The organism is Pseudooceanicola algae, from assembly GCF_003590145.2.
Taxonomy (GTDB): Bacteria; Pseudomonadota; Alphaproteobacteria; order Rhodobacterales; family Rhodobacteraceae; genus Pseudooceanicola; species Pseudooceanicola algae.
The window spans coordinates 3661275-3678576 of the sequence record NZ_CP060436.1 but is presented as its reverse complement, the minus strand read 5'-3'; the positions used below and the strand labels follow the sequence as shown (position 1 = coordinate 3678576).

Annotated in this window: 14 protein-coding genes; 8 read left to right on the top strand and 6 right to left on the bottom strand. The window is 64.4% G+C overall.

The features are described 5' to 3' along the window. Positions 1-61 precede the first annotated feature (61 nt). Genes PSAL_RS17335 through PSAL_RS17325 form a run of 3 tightly spaced genes read right to left on the bottom strand, consistent with a single transcriptional unit; the run spans position 62 to position 2392 of the window. Positions 62-1048: a cyclodeaminase gene (locus tag PSAL_RS17335; protein ID WP_119838084.1), complete on the bottom strand. Its 987-nt coding sequence runs from the start codon at positions 1046-1048 to the stop codon at positions 62-64. Further along, positions 1038-2069 (bottom strand): hydroxyectoine utilization dehydratase EutB, encoded by a 1032-nt coding sequence (eutB, locus tag PSAL_RS17330; protein WP_119838085.1) that lies wholly within the window; start codon positions 2067-2069, stop codon positions 1038-1040. The genes PSAL_RS17335 and eutB overlap by 11 nt, the downstream gene beginning before the upstream one ends. Further along, a complete protein-coding gene (locus tag PSAL_RS17325; RefSeq protein WP_119838086.1) occupies positions 2066-2392 on the bottom strand; it encodes a cyclic nucleotide-binding domain-containing protein in 327 nt (108 codons plus the stop codon). Before PSAL_RS17325 ends, eutB begins: the two co-directional genes overlap by 4 nt. A 579-nt stretch (positions 2393-2971) precedes the next feature. On the opposite strand from PSAL_RS17325, the gene PSAL_RS17320 reads away from it, so the two are divergent. Together PSAL_RS17320 and PSAL_RS17315 are read left to right on the top strand one after the other, a co-directional pair. Beyond that, a complete protein-coding gene (locus tag PSAL_RS17320) occupies positions 2972-3547 on the top strand; it encodes a TRAP transporter small permease subunit (RefSeq protein WP_119838087.1) in 576 nt (191 codons plus the stop codon). Next, positions 3547-4938, top strand: a complete 1392-nt coding sequence (locus PSAL_RS17315) for a TRAP transporter large permease (RefSeq protein ID WP_119838088.1) — start codon at positions 3547-3549, stop codon at positions 4936-4938. The genes PSAL_RS17320 and PSAL_RS17315 overlap by 1 nt, the downstream gene beginning before the upstream one ends. 112 nt (positions 4939-5050) lie before the next feature. Here PSAL_RS17315 and PSAL_RS17310 read toward each other — a convergent pair whose 3' ends face one another. Continuing rightward, the gene (locus tag PSAL_RS17310; RefSeq protein ID WP_119838089.1) at positions 5051-6145 is read right to left on the bottom strand and encodes a TRAP transporter substrate-binding protein; all 1095 of its coding nucleotides are present in this window, start codon (positions 6143-6145) and stop codon (positions 5051-5053) included. A gap of 420 nt (positions 6146-6565) precedes the next feature. Here PSAL_RS17310 and PSAL_RS17305 point away from each other — a divergent pair, with 420 nt between their 5' ends. Further along, positions 6566-7534: an SLAC1 anion channel family protein gene (locus tag PSAL_RS17305; protein ID WP_119838090.1), complete on the top strand. Its 969-nt coding sequence runs from the start codon at positions 6566-6568 to the stop codon at positions 7532-7534. A gap of 48 nt (positions 7535-7582) precedes the next feature. Here the strand turns inward: PSAL_RS17305 and PSAL_RS17300 are convergent, their stop codons facing one another. After that, the gene (locus PSAL_RS17300; RefSeq protein ID WP_119838091.1) at positions 7583-8164 is read right to left on the bottom strand and encodes a TetR/AcrR family transcriptional regulator; all 582 of its coding nucleotides are present in this window, start codon (positions 8162-8164) and stop codon (positions 7583-7585) included. A gap of 78 nt (positions 8165-8242) precedes the next feature. Between PSAL_RS17300 and PSAL_RS17295 the strand changes: the two genes are divergently transcribed. The 5 genes from PSAL_RS17295 to PSAL_RS17275 all read left to right on the top strand — a co-directional run bounded on the left by PSAL_RS17295 (position 8243) and on the right by PSAL_RS17275 (position 16134). Further along, positions 8243-9424, top strand: coding sequence for an efflux RND transporter periplasmic adaptor subunit (locus tag PSAL_RS17295; RefSeq protein ID WP_119838092.1), 1182 nt, complete (start codon positions 8243-8245; stop codon positions 9422-9424). 3 nt (positions 9425-9427) lie between these two features. Continuing rightward, positions 9428-12535: an efflux RND transporter permease subunit gene (locus PSAL_RS17290; protein WP_119838093.1), complete on the top strand. Its 3108-nt coding sequence runs from the start codon at positions 9428-9430 to the stop codon at positions 12533-12535. Next, the gene (locus tag PSAL_RS17285) at positions 12532-13887 is read left to right on the top strand and encodes an efflux transporter outer membrane subunit (protein WP_119838094.1); all 1356 of its coding nucleotides are present in this window, start codon (positions 12532-12534) and stop codon (positions 13885-13887) included. The genes PSAL_RS17290 and PSAL_RS17285 overlap by 4 nt, the downstream gene beginning before the upstream one ends. Before the next feature lie 673 nt (positions 13888-14560). Beyond that, complete coding sequence (gene yghU, locus PSAL_RS17280; RefSeq protein ID WP_119838095.1) at positions 14561-15424, top strand: glutathione-dependent disulfide-bond oxidoreductase; 864 nt, start codon at positions 14561-14563, stop codon at positions 15422-15424. Between the two features lie 32 nt (positions 15425-15456). Next, complete coding sequence (locus PSAL_RS17275) at positions 15457-16134, top strand: glutathione S-transferase family protein (RefSeq protein WP_119838096.1); 678 nt, start codon at positions 15457-15459, stop codon at positions 16132-16134. A gap of 330 nt (positions 16135-16464) precedes the next feature. Here the strand turns inward: PSAL_RS17275 and PSAL_RS17270 are convergent, their stop codons facing one another. Next, the gene (locus PSAL_RS17270; RefSeq protein WP_119838097.1) at positions 16465-17205 is read right to left on the bottom strand and encodes an SDR family oxidoreductase; all 741 of its coding nucleotides are present in this window, start codon (positions 17203-17205) and stop codon (positions 16465-16467) included. Positions 17206-17302: the final 97 nt, after the last annotated feature.

The window sequence follows — 17302 nt, the reverse complement described above, 5'->3', positions numbered from 1 at the left end:
GCTGCAGGGTTGGTTGGCCAAGGTTTAGGGCGCATGGGGGCTGCTGTCCACGGGGCGCGCCTTAGCTGCGCACCGTCACCCCCGCCACCCCGGCCAGCGACAGCACATGGGTTGCGATGGCGGTGTCCTGCACCCCGGTGCCGGTCAGGTCGCAGATGGTCACCGCATCCTCGTCCACTCGGCCGGGATGACTGCCGACGATGATCTGGCCCAGCTCCGGCGGCGTGCCCCTTGCCCAGGCACCAGCGGCAAGGGCCGCTTCCAACTCGCCCGAGACCTCGCATTGGCTGACCCGGTCGCAGACGTAGAGGTCGGCGCGCGCCAGTGCCTCGGGCGCGATCTCGGTCTTGCCGGTCTGATCTGATCCCATGGCAGTGACATGCAGCCCCGGATGCAGCCATTCGGCGCGCAGGATCGGCACGCGCGCCAGGGTGGTGGTGACGACCAGTTGAGCCTGCGCGACCATGGCGGCGGGGTCTTCGACCGCTTCGGCGCGAACGCCAAGGGCCGCGGCAAGATCGTCGGCGCAGGCACGGGCCCTGGCCAGGTCGCGGCCATGCACCAGCAAACGTTCGAAGGGCCGCACCAGATACGCCGCCTGCATCTGAAGCCGCGCCTGAGCGCCGGTGCCGAAGACCGCAGCGGTCTGCACCTGACGCGGCGCAAGATGGCGCGCGGCGACCGCCCCGGCGGCGGCGGTGCGCATATCCGTCAGGAACCCATTGTCGAGGAACACCGCCTCGGCCAGCCCCGTCGTTGCCGAAAACTGCAGCATCAGACCATTCAGGCTGGGCAGCCCCAGCGACGGGTTGTCGAAGAACCCCGGCGAGACCTTGATGGCGAAGCCGTCGAAACCGGGGATCCAGGCGGTCTTTACATCGACCTCGCCGTTCACCGCCGGAAGGTCCATGGACAGGATCGGCGGCATCACGACCTGCCCGCCAGCCAGCGCGGCAAAGGCGCGTTCGATGACATCGACCAGCGCCAGATCCAGCGTCAGAAGGCCGCGCAGATCGGCTTCTGTCAGGATGCGGATGTCATGGGGCATAGGCGCGTCCTTTCAGGGTCAGATCACCCAGCGGAATGTCCCTGCCTGCCATGATCCCGAGGAACTGATCCATGTCGAGGTTGCGTCCGGTCAGGATCGTACCGACCGGGCCGCGCAGCGGCGGCAGCTTGCCCGCCAGCGCGGCGGCCAGACCGACGACGCTGGCGCCTTCGGCCACCATGCGGTCTTCGAAGAACAGCGCCTGCATGGCATCGCGGATCTCGGCCTCGGTCACCAGGATCGTGGCGTCCAGATGGCGGCGGCAGAGCGCGAAACTGAACGCGTTATCCATACCGATGCCGCCGCCAAGGCTGTCGGCAAGGCTGGCGACCTCGGTCACCGCAACCGGGTGGCCGGCGGCCAGCGACAGATGCATCGCCGCGCCGCGATCCATCGAGACGCCGATGACGCGGGTCCGTGGGTTCACCGTTTTCACCGCCAGCGCCACGCCCGCCGCCAGACCGCCACCGGACAGTGGCACAAGGATCAGGTCGAGGTCGGGGCGGGCCTCCATCATCTCGATCCCGATGGTGCCCTGCCCGGCGATCACGTGGGGGTCGTCGAAGGGAGAGATCACGGCAAGGTTTTCCGCCTGCGCAAGGCGCTGGCTTTCCGCCTCGGCCTCGTCCTGGCTGGTGCCGCAGATGCGGACCTCTGCGCCAAGCGCCCGGATGCCATCGACCTTGGCCTGCGGCACCAGCGCGGACATGCAGACCACCGCCCGCATCCCCCGCGCCCGCGCCGCATGGGCAACACCGCGCCCGTGGTTGCCGGTGGAACAGCAGGTCACCCCGGCGGTGTCGGGCGGCAGGTTGGCAATGGCATTCAACGCGCCGCGCAGCTTGAAGGCGCCGATGGGTTGGGTGGTTTCCAGCTTCAGCAGAAACTCCTGCCCCAGATGCGCGCTCATCTTCGCGGAGGGCACCATCGGCGTGGCATCCGCCTGCCCGCGCAGCACCCGGCGGGCGGAGAGGATATCGGACAGCGTCAGGGTGGCAGCGGACTTGGGGGAAGATGTCATGGCGCAAGGCTAGCCGGGCGGGCGGAGACAGCGCAATGACTGCCGGCGCACAGGGCGGCAATCATGGTGCGATGCCGGCAAGGTCTGCGCAGAAATGAGTGGGATGCCCGCCGCAATGCGGCAGCCCTGTGCCAAACCCGCGCCAGAACCGGCCAGTCGTCATCGTCTTCTTCGGCACCGGCGCGCATGCAGGCGACGTCTCCGGCTTCGATGATGTAGAGATCCGTGGTCTCTTCGCCTTCCCGGACCACGATGTTGCCGGCCGTAACCTGCACCGTCTCGCCCACGGACAGCACCGCATCGCGGGTGTCGGGCGTCAGCAACCTGAGCGTCGCGAACCATTTCGGCAGCGGCCGGGGTCTGGCACGATGGGTGTTTGCGGGACCGCAGAGCGTACATTGCCCCGACCATTGCCTGGATCATCGCGAAGCGATGGATCGCCCATCTGTCCCCATCTGCCTGTTGCCGTGACGCAGCCTCACCTTGTTTCAGGCTTCAGATCACTGAATTGATGCGCTTGCGCGGCCATGCGCCTGCCCTGTTCCCGGACAGGCAAGGGAAGATGCACCAGCAAGGCCGGGGCCATCGGTTGCGCCGGCGAGGGGGAGGGTCTTGGGCGTGTGGCATACCTTCTGATATGCAAAGCCGGTCAGAATCTCACCCGCCGGGCGCTTCGATATGGTTTCAAGATCGGCGCCGGGGTCCTGCCATGCGCCCCCCGGTCTCGTCGGGCAAAGATCCGGTTCAATCCGCCCAAGGAACCTCCGGTGGCTTGCGCCGGGCCCTTTTCGCGGTAAAGCTCCACTTTTCCTGGCGCTCAACTCTTGGACTCCCCTGGTTGACGCGGCATAGAGCAGGTCAATCGCATGGCGGGGGCCGTGCCTGTCAAAAGAGGATATACCATGCAGATCCTTGGGAGGATCGCCGCGATAATCTGCGCGATCAATGCGCTGGTCGGGACCGTGCTGTCCTGGCTTTCGGTCGGCATCGTTCTCGTCTGCTTCACCGTGGTGGTGCAGCGGTACGTTTTCGCCATCAGCTATGTCTGGATGCAGGATCTCTACATCTGGCTGAACGGCGCCATGTTCACCGCCGTGGCCGGTTTCGCCCTGCTGCGGGACAACCACGTCCGGGTCGATATCTTCTATCGCCCGGCCAGCCCGCGCAAGAAGGCCGTCATCGACCTGATCGGTGTCGTGCTGTTCCTGATGCCCGCCATGTACGTCGTCTGGACCTATTCCCTGCCCTTCGTCAAACGCGCCTGGAGCTACGGCGAAGGATCGGCCAACGTCGGCGGGATGCCGGGGCTTTTCGTGCTCAAGACCTTCATCCTGGTCTTCGCCCTGCTGATCGCCCTGCAGGGGCTGGCCATGATCCTGCGCTCTGTCCTGACCCTGACCGGGCACGAGGACCTGGTGCCTGAACGCATTCGCTATACCCGCCGGAACGATCCCGCGCATCCCGTGGAGGCCGTCTGATGGATCCCCTTCTGATCGGAGAGTTGCTCTCCGGGCTGATGTTCGTCGGCATCATCGGCTTCCTGCTGCTGGGGTTCCCGGTGGCCTTCACCCTGGCGGGGACCTCGCTGCTGTTTGCCCTGCTGGGGATGCATTTCGGGGTCTTCGACCCGTCGAACTTCGGCTCTCTGCCCAATCGCTACATCGGCTACATGACGAACGAGGTCCTCGTGGCCGTGCCGCTGTTCGTCTTCATGGGCGTGATGCTGGAACGGTCGCAGATCGCGGAACAGCTGCTGATGACCATGGGCAAGCTGTTCGGCAACATGCGCGGCGGTCTGGCGATTTCCGTGGTGATCGTGGGCGCCATGCTGGCGGCCTCGACCGGGGTCGTGGGGGCCACGGTGGTCACCATGGGCCTGATTTCGCTGCCGGCGATGACCCGCGCGGGCTACAAGCCGACGCTGGCCACCGGGGTGATCTGTGCCTCGGGCACGCTGGGGCAGATCATTCCGCCCTCGACGGTGCTGATCTTCATGGGCGACATGCTGTCGGGGATCAACGCGCAGGTGCAGATGGCCAAGGGCAACTTTGCCCCCGCGCCCGTCTCGGTCGGGGATCTGTTTGCCGGCGCGCTGCTGCCCGGTGTGATGCTGGTGCTGCTTTATATCGGCTGGGTGCTGTTCAAGGCGGCGACCGATCCCGAAAGCTGCCCTGCCACCCCGGTGCCGCCCGAAGAGAAACACCACCTGAAGCGCGAGATCATGACCGCGCTGGTGCCGCCGCTGCTGCTGATCCTGGCCGTGCTGGGCTCGATCCTGGGCGGGATTGCCACTCCGACCGAAGCGGCCTCTGTCGGGGCGGTCGGCGCTACATTGCTGGCGGCGCTGCGCTGGAAGCTGTCCTGGAAGATCCTGCATCAGACGGCGGTCCAGACGGCCACCATCACCAGCATGGTCTTCATCATCCTGTTCGGGGCCGCGGTCTTTTCCGTGGTGTTCCGCATGATGGGCGGCGACGCCCTGGTGCATGAATTCCTGACCGGCTTGCCGGGTGGACCGCTGATGGCCGTGGCAGTTGTGATGGCCATCATGTTCGTGCTGGGCTTCATCCTGGACACCTTCGAGATCATCTTCATCGTGATCCCGATCACCGCGCCGATCCTTCTGGGCATGGACATCAGCCCGGTCTGGCTGGGCGTCATGGTGGGGGTGAACCTGCAGACCTCCTTCCTGACGCCGCCTTTCGGCTTTGCGCTGTTCTACCTGCGCGGCGTGGCGCCGGACGATGTGCCGACATCGGCGATCTACAGGGGCATCCTGCCCTTCGTGGCGCTGCAGATCCTGGCCATCGCCCTGCTGTTCGCCTTCCCCCAGGTCGTCACCTGGCTGCCCTCGATCATCGCGGGCTAGAGCCAAGGGCGCTGCGCCCCCCTTCCACCGCAGCGCCCAATGAACCGGGTATCGGAAACGCAAAAGGCCCGGGCATCTGCCCGGGCCTTTTCAATGTCGCAAAGACGCGCGTTCAGAGCGTGAAGTACTTTTCGCGGGCTTCGATGAAGTTCATGTCGTTGCCTTCGGTCCGGGTCCGCATCAGGTTCAGCGACTCGATGAAGTGCTCGGTGACCTTGCGGGTCATCTCGTCATCGCTGTCGCGCAGCTCCGAGATGATCTCCATCGAGGCCACGGCACCGGCTTCCAGGATCTCATCGGGGAACTGGCGCACCTGCACGCCGTGGTCATCGACCAGGGTCTTGAGCGCACGCGGGTCGTTGGCAATGAAGTCCGAGGAAACCGTGTCGTATTCGGCCTGACAGACATCGCGAACGATGGCTTGCAGATCTTCGGGCAGGGCCTGGTACTTGGCCTTGTCGACGACCAGTTCGGTGGCCAGACCGGGTTCGACGAAGGAGGGGAAGTAATAGTTCTTCGCCACCTGGTAGAAGCCGAGGGCCAGGTCGTTGTAGGGGCCGACGAATTCGGCCGCGTCCAGCGCACCCGATTGCAGTGCCTGGAAGATCTCGCCCGCCGCCATGTTGGTGACCGTGGCGCCCAGTTTTTCCCAGACGCGGCCGCCAAGACCGGGGGTCCGGAAGCGCAGGCCCTTCAGGCTGTCGAGACCGGTGACTTCTTCCCGGAACCAGCCGCCGGCCTGTGTGCCGGTGTTGCCCGACAGGAAGCCCTGAACGCCGAACTGGTCATAGACCTCGTCCCACAGTTCCTGACCGCCCATGTGACCGACCCATGCGGCCAGTTCGCCGGAGGTCATGCCATAGGGCACGCCGGTGAAGAACGACAGGGCGGTGGATTTGTTCTGCCAGTAGTAGGCGGCACCGTGGCTCATTTCCGCGGTGCCATCGATGACGGCATCCAGCGATTGCAGCGGCGGAACCATTTCGCCGGCCGAATAGACCTGGATGGTCAGGCGGCCGCCCGAGGCGGTGGTGATACGGTCAGCCATACGCTGCGCGCCGACACCGAGGCCGGGGAAATTCTTCGGCCAGGTGGTGACCATGCGCCAGGTGATGCGATCCTGTGCAACGGCGGGGGTTGCCAAAGCGGCAGCGCCAGCGCCCGCACCGGCCAGGCCAGCTTGGCGAATGAAAGAACGACGATCCATGATTCCTCCCATGGGTAATGCTTCGAAATGCGCCGTCTCGCGAAAGAAGAGGCAAGCGGAACGCAATTCCTAACGCATACAACACCTGTTGGCCCTGTCCAGAGGCGCAGGCGGGAATAGAACAGGCATAAGTCGCCCGACAAAGGGCCCGACACCGCCGCCCCCCGGTGAACCGCAGCAGATATACCTCAGGCTGAACGATCGCCGGGTCCGAAAACCCCTATGGCAGCATCGGCTCCGGCAGGAGGGCCCATACCGCCCCTGAAGCTTGCCGACCGCGAACCGGCAACGCTCCCGGTCGGACTTCTGGCATCGACACATGACACAGCCGGGGGGACGTCATCGGAAAATATAATACTTCCGCAGACCCCTGATTTTGGGGAGGATTGCCCAAGCAAAGCCTTCCGCATCGGAGACGACATGACCTTATCAGACAGCCGGTCCGAGGCGCGGACATCGCGGCTTGAACACTTTCCGGTGCCGTTCTTTGCCGCCGTCATGGGGCTGTCCGGGCTGACGACCGCGCTGCATCTCGCGGGGCTTCCCCTTGCCGGTCTGGTGGCGTTGGCGGGGACGGTGGCGGTCTTCGTGACCCTGGTCAGTATCTATTCGCTCAAGGCGCTGCGGTATCCCGGGGCCGTCGCGGCGGAATGGAAGCACCCGGTCAAGCTGGCCTTCTTTCCGGCGTTCTCAATTTCGATGCTGTTGATTGCCACGGCGCTGGCCCCGACGTCGCAAGGTCTGGCGCGGGTGATCTGGCTGATCGGCGCCGCAAGCCAGGCGACACTGTCGCTGGCAGTCCTGTCCAACTGGATCGGCCATCGCAAGTTCCAGACCATCCATATCTCGCCCGCCTGGTTCATTCCGGCCGTGGGCAACGTGGTGGCACCGGTGGCGGGGGTCGGCCTTGGCTTTCCCGAAACGTCCTGGGTGTTCTTTTCGGCCGGCCTGATCTTCTGGATCGTCCTGCTTGTTCTGGTCATGAACAGGCTGATCTTTCACGATCCCCTGCCGGGGCGCATGGTGCCGACACTGGCGATCCTGATAGCGCCCCCTGCGGTGACGTTCCTTGCCTGGCTGCAACTGAATGGCGGCGTGCTGGACGCCTTCGCGCGGATCCTCTACGGCGCGACACTGGTCTTTCTGGGGCTGGCCCTGACCCAGGTCGGCAAGCTGCGCGGCCAACCATTTTCCCTGTCCCTCTGGGCGCTCAGCTTTCCGGTCGCCGCGCTGACCCTTGCCAGCCTGCGCTTTGGCACTCTGGCAGCCAGCCCGGGTCACACACTGGCCGGTCAGGTCGGTCTGACTGCACTATGCCTGATCATCGCCGGTCTCCTGTTCGGAACGGGCCGTGCCATTGCCCGCGGCGAAATCTGTGTTCCCGAGTAGAGGAGGCCTCGATCCCGCAGCGCGAGCGCAGGCTTAGTTCGAGGGCGACTATCCGGCCGTCAGCAATCGCGCGGCAGTGACTTGTCCGGCCCAGATGGTATCGAGGGCCTGTGCCAGGGGCACGCTATCCTCGTTCTCCCATAGGTGGATCGCGCGTGATGTGCAGGCCGCCGCATTGGCGGCAAGCGCTATCGCGACGTGCACGTCGTTGACGCGGGGGCGCAGGCATTCGGCCAGCTCGTCGCGCTCGTCAAGGTGAATGCGATCCAGGACGCCGCTGGCCTTGGCGTTGGCACGCACGATCTTGCGGACCATCCGCAAGGTTTCCTCGTTCTCGGCCAGCGCCATCATGTGCCGATCAAGAAACGCCTTGATGTCCGTGGCCAACGGCCCGGTGCCCGTGCGCAGCGCCGCCTTGTCTTCGGTGCGATACCCCGGAGGCACGCCGATCGCCGAAGATTCCTTGTTCGGATAGTAGTTGAAGAAGGTGCGCGTGCTGATACCGGCCTCTGCCGCAATCGCTTCTGTCGTCACGGCGTCGAAGCCTTCGCGCATGGCCAATCGCAACGTCGCCTGCTGGATTTCACGGGCTGTCTCCAGGCGCCGCCTGTCTCGTAAACTAAGTGTCATCTCGTTGCTCTTTGCATACTGTGCAAACTGTGCATATTAAGCACCGACACTTCGAAACAGTCAAGGGATCACAGGATCATGCTAGCTGGCGTTCAAAAGCTCTCGGGGGCCGCAATGGTGCTGTCGGTTCTCGCATCAATCGCATCGGCCCAAGGGGCGCCAACAGGTCCGGCGGGCCCGATGGAGGTCGGCGTGATCGAGGCCCGACTGGAAGAAGTGCCGCGTTCGGCCTCCTTGCCGGGCCGCGCCGTTGCCTTTCAGGAGGTCGAGGTGCGCCCGCGCGTCGGCGGCGTGATCGAAGAGGTCCTCTATACACCGGGCGACCAGCTTGCCGTGGGGGATCCGCTGTTCCGCATCGACGATTCCGCCTACCTGGCTGCCGAAGCCTCGGCGCGTGCGGATCTGGCCAAGGCGCGGGCCAATCTGCCCGTGGCCCAATCGGCCTATGATCGCGCCGAAGGACTGTCGGGGCGCGGATATACCGAAGCCGAGGTCGAAGAGGCGCGCGCCAGCCTGGCCGAAGCCGAAGCGACGCTGGAGGCCGCGCAGGCGGCGCTCGATTACGCCCAGACGGAACTGTCCTGGGCCACCGTGACAAGCCCGATCGAGGGGCGCCCGGATGTGTCCACCGTCTCTGTCGGGGATCTTGTAACCGCAGGGCAAAGTGACGAGCTGACGACCATCGTGCGCTCGGACCCGATCTATGTCGATATGGTAGAGACCAGCGCGCGCATCCTGTCATTCCGCAAGGGCGCCGACGAGGGCAGCCTTACGCCCAACGAAGACCTTGAGGCCACGCTGACGCTGGAAAACGGCGATGTCTACAGGGGCACGGGAACGCTGGTCACCCCCGGCAACCTGGTTTCCACGACCACCGGGACCGTCACTGTTCGTTTCCAGTTCGACAACCCCCATCACATCGTCATTCCCGGCATGTTCCTGCGCAGCGAGATCGTGATTGGCACGATGCAGGCCTACCTGGTGCCGCAACGCGCGGCCACACGGGCCAACTCCGGCCAGCTGACCGCCTTTATCGTGGGCGAGGACGGCAATGCGAAACAGGTCACGCTGACCGACGAGGGCAGCTACCGGAACGCCTGGATCGTGCGTGAAGGGCTGAGCGAAGGCGATCAGCTGATCGTGGACGGGCTGTCGTCCCTGCAGGCCGGTCAGGCCGTCACGCCGGTGGCCGCAACCATCGACTCCGACGGCAATGTCCAGGACAGCGTCTCCGGCGACACCAGCGGCGCAGAGGACTGATCCATGGCATCGTTTTTCATTCACCGCCCGGTCTTTGCCTGGGTCCTGGCGATCGTCGCCATGCTCGTCGGGGCCTTCAGCGTCTCGAGCCTGCCGATTTCGCAATATCCCGACATCGCCCCCACGACCGTTCGCATCAGCGCGACCTATAGCGGGGCCTCGGCCCAGACGGTCGAGAATTCGGTCACCACGATCATCGAAGACGGGCTGACCGGGCTGGACGGCCTGACCTACATGACCGCCTCCTCGACCGAAGGCTCGGCCAGCGTATCGCTGACCTTCGACGATACGGTCGATCCCGACATGGCGCAGGTGCAGGTGCAGAACAAGCTCCAGCTTGTCGAATCCAAGCTGCCCGACAGCGTCACGACCTCCGGTGTTTCGGTCACCCGCTCGACCAGCTCGATCCTTCTGGTTGGCGCTCTGGTCAGCGAGGATGGCCGCTATTCCACGCTTGAGCTTGGCGACATCCTGGGCAGCACCATCGAAGATGCCGTGCAGCGGACCGAAGGCGTCGGCTCCATCAACAGCTTCGGCAGCGAATATGCGATGCGCATCTGGCTCGATCCCTCGCGGCTTTATCAGTACCAGCTGACCGCCGACGACGTGACCACCGCCGTTTCCGAGCAGAACACCAATATCACCGTCGGCAGCCTCGGTGATCAGCCGGTCACCGAGGGCCAGCAATTCACCGTCTCCCTTTCGGCGCAATCACAGCTTCAGTCGGTCCAGGACTTCCAGTCCATCTTGCTGAAAACCAACACCGACGGGTCGGCTGTCTATCTTCAGGACGTCGCCACAATCGAACTTGGCGCCGAGGATTACAGCACCACGAGCCGCTTTGACGGCCATCCCGCAGCGGGCTTTGGTGTCAACCTTGCCACAGGGGCCAATGCGGTCGACACCGCCGAACGGGTGCGCGCCGTGGTCGAAAATCTGGTCCCGTCCCTGCCCGATGGCGTGACGGTCGAATACCCCTACGACACCTCGCCCTTTGTCGAGGAGTCCATCGAACAGGTCTATCACACCCTGATCGAGGCGGTGGTGCTGGTCTTCCTCGTGATCCTGCTGTTCCTGCAAAGCTGGCGCGCGACGATCATTCCGACCATCGCCGTGCCGGTCGTCCTGCTGGGCACCTTCGGCGTGCTGGCGGTCTTCGGCATGTCGATCAACACCCTGTCGATGTTCGCCCTCGTGCTGGCCATCGGCCTGCTTGTGGATGACGCCATCGTGGTCGTCGAAAACGTCGAGCGCGTGATGGAGGAAGAAGGCCTCGACGCCGTGGCCGCCACCGAGAAAAGCATGGGAGAAATCTCGACCGCGCTGATCGGCATCGTGATGGTCCTGTCGGCGGTCTTCCTGCCGATGGCCTTCATGTCGGGATCGACCGGCGTGATCTACAAGCAGTTCTCGGTCACGATCATCTCGGCCATGGTGCTGTCGCTATTCGTGGCGCTGATCCTGACACCGGCGATGTGCGCGCAGCTTCTCAAGCCCGCGCATGAGAAAAGGACCATCGCCCCGCTGCGCTGGTTCAACACCGGGCTCGACCGGCTGACGGGGGGCTATGGCACCACCGTGGCCCGCCTTGCGCGCCGCCCCTTCCGGGTGCTGGTGCTGCTGCTCGGTGTCGGATTTGCCGCCTGGTGGGTCTATGACCGCCTGCCCAGCTCGTTCCTGCCGACCGAGGATCAGGGCGTGCTGATGACCATCGTGGAACTGCCCCAGGGTTCGACCACGCAGCAGACCGAACATGCGATTGCCGCGCTCGAAACCCATCTGCTGACGGAAGAAACCGACATCGTGCAAAACGTGTTTTCCAACGTCGGCTTCAGCTTCAGCGGCAGCGGCCAGAACTATGGCATGCTGTTCATCAAGCTGAAGGATTTCGATGACCGTCCCGGCCTTGAGGCCGCGGATCTGATGAACCGCACCAACATGGCCTTTGCGCAATCACGTCTGGGCAAGTTCTTTGTCGTGCAACCTCCGGCGATTCAGGGGCTGGGGTCCGCATCGGGCTTCTCCATGTACCTCGTGGACCAGTCGGGTGCAGGCCAGGCCGCCCTGAGCGCTGCGGCGGACAAGCTGGTCACGCTCGCCACTGAAGATGGCCGCGTCACGAACATGCGGGGCAACGAAGACGCCACGGAACCCTCGCTGAAGATGGTGATCGATCAGCAGAAGGCCGAGGCCCTCGGCGTGTCGCTTTCGGATGTGAACTCAATGCTGTCGACGGTCTTCTCGGGCTCCTATGTCAACGATTTCCCGCTTGGAAACGATCTGCGCGAGGTCATCGTGCAAGGCACCGCAACCGCCCGGATGCAACCCGAGGACATCAATCAATGGTATGTCCGCAGCGAGAATTCCGAGATGGTGCCGATTTCGGCCTTCATCACGCAGGAATGGGAAACCGTGACCCCGAAACTGGCCCGGTACGGGGGCACACGTGCGCTGGAAATCTCCGGTGCCGCCGCTGCGGGGCTAAGCTCGGGCGATGCGATGGCGGCGATGGAGGAACTGACCGCCGATCTGGGCGGCGGCTACGGCACGGCCTGGACCGGGCTGAGCTATCAGGAGCGGCTGGCGGGCAACCAGGAGACGCTGCTTTACAGCCTGTCCGCGCTGGTGGTCTTCCTCTGCCTCGCCGCGCTGTACGAAAGCTGGTCGGTGCCCTTCGCGGTCATGCTCTCGGTGCCGGTGGGTATCCTCGGGGCGATGGTCGCGACCTGGTACTTCGGGCAATCCAACGATGTCTATTTCAAGGTCGGCTTGCTGACCACCATCGGCCTTGCGGCGCGAAACGCGATCCTGATCGTCGAATTCGCCGAGACGCTGCGCGGTCGGGGGATGGACCTGCTCGAGGCCACGGTGGCCGCGTCGCGTCAGCGTCTGCGCCCGATCCTGATGACATCGCTGGCCTTCGGCTTTGGCATCATGCCGCTGGTCCTTGCCTCCGGCGCCGGGGCCAACGCGCAGAAATCCATTGGCACCGGGATGCTCGGGGGGATCATCTTTTCCGCCCTGATCGGGGTCGTCATGGTCCCGCTGTTCTATGTCGCCGTCATCAAGGCCACGAGCCTGTTGCGTACCCGTGTGGAGACTTCCAAGTGAAACCTCATTCCCTTCTGCTTACCCTGGCCCTCGCCGGCTGCGCTGTCGGTCCCGACTACCAGCGCCCCGATCTTTCGCTGGAAGCGCGCTTCGTTCAGGGCGATGCCCAGGCCATCGGCGCCGTCGCGACCCAGACCTGGTGGCGCAGCTACAACGATGACACTCTTGATGCGCTCGTGACGCGCGGTCTGGCGCAAAACCTTGACGTGATGACCGCCAACGAGGCGATCCGCCAGGCGCAGGCCGAATTGCGCCAGACCGGCGTCAATTCCGCGCTGGAAGGATCGCTTTCGGCCTCTCAGACGCGGGCCGGGGGGGATGGCATCGCCACCACCACGACGACTTCGGCGGACCTGGGCGCCACCTTCGTCATCGACCTGTTCGGCGGCATCCAGCGCGAACGTGAAAGCGCCCTTGCCGGCGTGACTGCCGCACGTGCCGATGCCGAAACCGCCCGGCTTGCCTGGCTGGCAGAGCTGCTCGCCGATTATTCGGATGCGCGCTATTATCAGGAAATTCTCGCCCTGACGCGGGAAACCATCCAGGCGCGCGAAGAAACCGTGGACATCACGCGCAGCCAGTACGATGCGGGGGCCGCAACCGAATACGAGGTGGCAGAGGCCCAGGCGCTGCTGTCCACCGCGCGCGCCGCCCTGCCCCAGTATTCCGCCCTGTTCGACGCCAGGGTCTATGCAATCGCGACCCTGCTGAACGAACCCGCTGCCCCGATCCTGCAACAGATGCAGAAAGGCTCGGCGCAACTGCGCACCCCGGGTGGGTCCAGCACCGGCGTTCCCGCCGATCTGTTGCGCAACCGCCCCGATGTCCGCAGCGCCGAAGCCGAACTGACCGTGGCCGTGGCCGAGGTCGGTGTGGCCGAAGCCGCGCTCTACCCGTCGCTGTCCCTGACCGGTTCGGTCGGGCGCAGTGACAGCAGCGACACCTGGAGCTTCGGGCCGAGCCTGTCGCTGCCCATCTTCAATCAGGGCAGCCTGAGGGCAAGCCGCGATGCGGAAATCTCGATGGCGAAACAATCCGAGATCACCTGGCGGGCCACCGTTCTGGATGCGGTCGAGGATGTGCAGGTCGCGCAGTCCAACCTGGCCCGCTATCGCCAGAGAGCCGGCCTGCTGCGCACCGCCGCAGACGATTACGGCCGCGCGCTGTCCCTTGCACAAGAGAATTACCGCAATGGCGCGATCACGCTGCTGGATCTGCTGGACACCGACCGCAACACCGCCTCGGCGCGGATTTCGGCCGCGTCGGCGGTGAACGATGCCGCGCAGGCCTGGGCGACGCTCAAGATCGCCACCGGGGCTGGCGCGGCCGCGACGGCCCAAGGCGATAGCTGACGCGGAATACCGCGTTCGACACCCTTGCGCCCGGAAGATGTGGCGCGTTGAACGGTCCGCGGGGGCAGCCGGCTTTCGGCTGCGTTGCCTCCGGGGACGACCTCTCGTCCCTGCTCCGCTCTCGGGCGCCAGGCCCATGTCCAAGGCAAAGCTGGCGTGCTCGACCGCGTCGGGCACCTGGGTCTTGGGGGGCTGCATATCTTCGTCGTGCAGGACCCGGCACAGGGCTTTCCCGCGAGATCGCCCCTTTTCCTTCCCCGGTGTATTCCTTCGCTCAACTGGATATTCCCCGCTTTCAACTGCCCCGAAAGACAGGGGCAATGTCGTGCCGGGACGCAGAATTATCGGCGGCAGAGACGCCGCAGGTCAGGCTGCCCGGACCCTCAGAGGACCGGTGGGTTTGTCCCGCATGGTGGACCCTGTCCCTATCAAATGGCTGTGAGCGCAACAGAAGGCGTTGAGTGATTGCTCAACAATGGCTAAGCAGAGACACGTTCGAAGACCCGGCGGCCATGCGACCTATCTGACAGTACCAGAGGGCGCCATGACCCACCCGGAGCGCCTGCGCCGTGTTCAAGGCATGGGAGATCACGACCCGGGCTCGCTTGAACCGGGGCAAGACGACCTGCCGCGAAAGTTCATTCGCGCGATCCACTTGAAAGGAAGACCTGTTATGGCCGATTACATCCCCCCCAAGGTTTGGACATGGGACGCCGAAAACGGCGGAGACTGGTCCAAGACAAACCGTCCGATCGCCGGCCCCACCTTTGACGCGGAACTGCCGGTCGGAAAGCACCCCCTTCAGCTTTATTCGATGGGGACGCCCAACGGCCAGAAAGTCACGATCATGCTGGAAGAGCTTCTGGCGATTGGCAAGACGGGCGCGGAATACGACGCCCATCTGATCAGGATCGGCGAGGGCGATCAGTTTTCCTCGGGCTTCGTGGCGCTGAACCCGAATTCAAAGATCCCGGCGCTGCTGGACAGCGAAACCGGCACCCGCGTCTTCGAGAGCGGCTCGATCCTGCTGTATCTGGCCGAGAAATTCGGAGCCTTCCTGCCCAACACCCCCGCAGCGCGCACCGAGACCCTGAACTGGGTGTTCTGGCTGCAAGGCTCCGCGCCTTATCTCGGCGGCGGCTTTGGCCACTTTTACGCCTATGCCCCCGAAAAGTTCGAATATCCGATCGACCGCTTCACGATGGAAACCAAGCGCCAGATGGACGTCCTGGACCGCGAATTGGCCCAGCACCGCTATCTGGGCGGGGACGAATACACCATCGCGGACATGCTGACCTGGCCCTGGTACGGCAACCTGGTACTGGGCGAGGCCTATGACGCCGGCGAGTTCCTGGACGTGGAAAGCTACACCAACCTGCGTCGCTGGGCCGAAGAGATCCTTGCCCGCCCCGCCGTCCAACGTGGCCGTATCGTGAACCGCACCCGCGGTCCGCTGAACGAGCAACTGCACGAGCGCCATGATGCTTCGGATTTCGACACGAAAACCCAGGACAAGATCGCCCCTGCGGACGAATGACCCCGGCCCATCTCAAGCCTACAGGATACCAGATGTTGAAATTCTATTATCACCCGACGCCCAACCCGCTGAAGATCGCCCTGTTTCTGACAGAAGCCGACCTGCCCTACGAACTGGTGCCGGTCGACACCGCGCAGGGTCAGCAACACACGCCGGAGTTCCGGGCGATCAACCCGAACGGCAAGGTGCCCGCGATCGACGACGACGGCACGGTCGTCTTCGACAGCACGGCAATCCTGCTCTACCTCTCCGACAAGACCGGCAAGCTGGGCGTGGCGCCCGAAGACCGTGGCGCGTTGCTGTCCTGGCTGCAATTCATTGCCTCCGGTCTGGGGCCGTTTTCGGGTCAAAGCGTCCACTTCCATCACAGCGCGCCCGAAGACCTTCCCTATGCCAAGAACCGCTACCTGCGCGAGGCTGAGCGCCACTACCAGGTGCTGAACGACCACCTGAAGGGGCGCACGTTCATCGTTGGCGACAGCTATTCCATCGCAGATATTTCCGCATGGGGTTGGGCGATCCGGGGCGATCGTGTGCTGGGCGGCGAAGGTCTGGCGCAGTTCCCCGAGGTTGCGCGATGGTTCAAGGCGATCAACGCGCGCCCGGCTGTCGAGAAGGCGCAGCAAATCGGCAAGGACGAGACGTTCAAGACGCCGGGCGACGAAGCCTCGCTTCGCGCCCTGTTCCCGAGCAACTACGTCGACAAGTGACCAAACCCCGCCCCAAGGCGACCCCCTTGGGGCGGGTCTTTCCACCTGCCAGGCAAAAGGGCCGCGTTGCCCCTCTCTCCGTGATCCGTGCGCGCCCTGTCGCCTTTGCACCCGATGAACGGATCCTTCGCCCGACGGGCTTGGCCCCCGACGGGCATGGCGCTGTTTCCAAGGGAACTATCAACGTCTCCCCGATCCTGGGGCGAGCGGGCCTTTGACATCAGGCAATGGAACTCCCTGCCGCGCGGCGAGCATTTCGCAGCGTTGGAGCAACCCGAATTGCCGGCCCATTCCATCCGAACCTTCTTCCGTCTGTAGCGCCTGTGACCATCAGACCATGCCGCCATTGGCGCGCAGGGTCTGACCGTTTATCCAGCCGCCGTCGGGGCCGACAAGAAAGGCGACGGTGTTCGCGATGTCCTCCGGCTGCCCCAGCCTCTCAAGCGGATTGGCCTTCGACAGGCTTTCGATCTGCGCGTCGGTCTTGCCATCAAGGAACAGCGAGGTTGCCGTCGGGCCCGGCGCGACGGAATTTACCGTGATCTTCCGCCCGCGCAGTTCCTTGGACAGGATATCGCCCATCACCTCGACTGCGGCCTTGGTGGCAGCATAAATGCTGTAGGTCGGCAGTTTCGCCCCCACGACCGAGGTGGACAGGTTCACGATCCGCCCGCCATTCGGCATCCGTCGCGCCGCGGCGCGCAGGGTGTTGAACGTTCCCTTCAGGTTCGTCGCGATCATGCTGTCGAACATCTCGTCCTCGCTTTCGGCAAGCGGGCCAAGCTGCATGATCCCGGCGGAGTTCACCAGAACGTCGGGCACACCGAAGGTCGCCTCTGCCCGGTCGAAAAGCTGCGCAACCTGCGCAGGGTCCGACACGTCGGCCTGTGCGGCAATCGCGCGGCCGCCATCGGTGCGGATCTGCGCGACCACCGCGTGCGCGGCATCTTCGCTGCCGGCGTAATTCACCACCACGGCAAAGCCGTCGCTGGCCAGGCGGCGGGCGATGGCCGCGCCGATCCCGCGCGACGCACCGGTCACAAGGGCGATCTTCTGGGTTTCATCTGACATTCGGGAATTCCTTGCTGTTTGGGTCTGCTTTACGGACATAGGCCATTGAACGGCTCGGTTAATTGCCATCTTTTGGGAATGATAATTCGACAGGAGC

Excerpts from the sequence above, each read along its gene's own strand:
- PSAL_RS17335 (WP_119838084.1), bottom strand. The coding sequence starts at position 1,048 with ATGCCCCATGACATCCGCATCCTGACAGAAGCCGATCTGCGCGGCCTT.
- eutB (WP_119838085.1), bottom strand. The coding sequence starts at position 2,069 with ATGACATCTTCCCCCAAGTCCGCTGCCACCCTGACGCTGTCCGATATC.
- PSAL_RS17315 (WP_119838088.1), top strand. The coding sequence starts at position 3,547 with ATGGATCCCCTTCTGATCGGAGAGTTGCTCTCCGGGCTGATGTTCGTC.
- PSAL_RS17300 (WP_119838091.1), bottom strand. The coding sequence starts at position 8,164 with ATGACACTTAGTTTACGAGACAGGCGGCGCCTGGAGACAGCCCGTGAA.
- yghU (WP_119838095.1), top strand. The coding sequence starts at position 14,561 with ATGGCCGATTACATCCCCCCCAAGGTTTGGACATGGGACGCCGAAAAC.
- PSAL_RS17290 (WP_119838093.1), top strand. The coding sequence starts at position 9,428 with ATGGCATCGTTTTTCATTCACCGCCCGGTCTTTGCCTGGGTCCTGGCG.
- PSAL_RS17305 (WP_119838090.1), top strand. The coding sequence starts at position 6,566 with ATGACCTTATCAGACAGCCGGTCCGAGGCGCGGACATCGCGGCTTGAA.
- PSAL_RS17295 (WP_119838092.1), top strand. The coding sequence starts at position 8,243 with ATGCTAGCTGGCGTTCAAAAGCTCTCGGGGGCCGCAATGGTGCTGTCG.
- PSAL_RS17270 (WP_119838097.1), bottom strand. The coding sequence starts at position 17,205 with ATGTCAGATGAAACCCAGAAGATCGCCCTTGTGACCGGTGCGTCGCGC.
- PSAL_RS17320 (WP_119838087.1), top strand. The coding sequence starts at position 2,972 with ATGCAGATCCTTGGGAGGATCGCCGCGATAATCTGCGCGATCAATGCG.
- PSAL_RS17310 (WP_119838089.1), bottom strand. The coding sequence starts at position 6,145 with ATGGATCGTCGTTCTTTCATTCGCCAAGCTGGCCTGGCCGGTGCGGGC.
- PSAL_RS17275 (WP_119838096.1), top strand. The coding sequence starts at position 15,457 with ATGTTGAAATTCTATTATCACCCGACGCCCAACCCGCTGAAGATCGCC.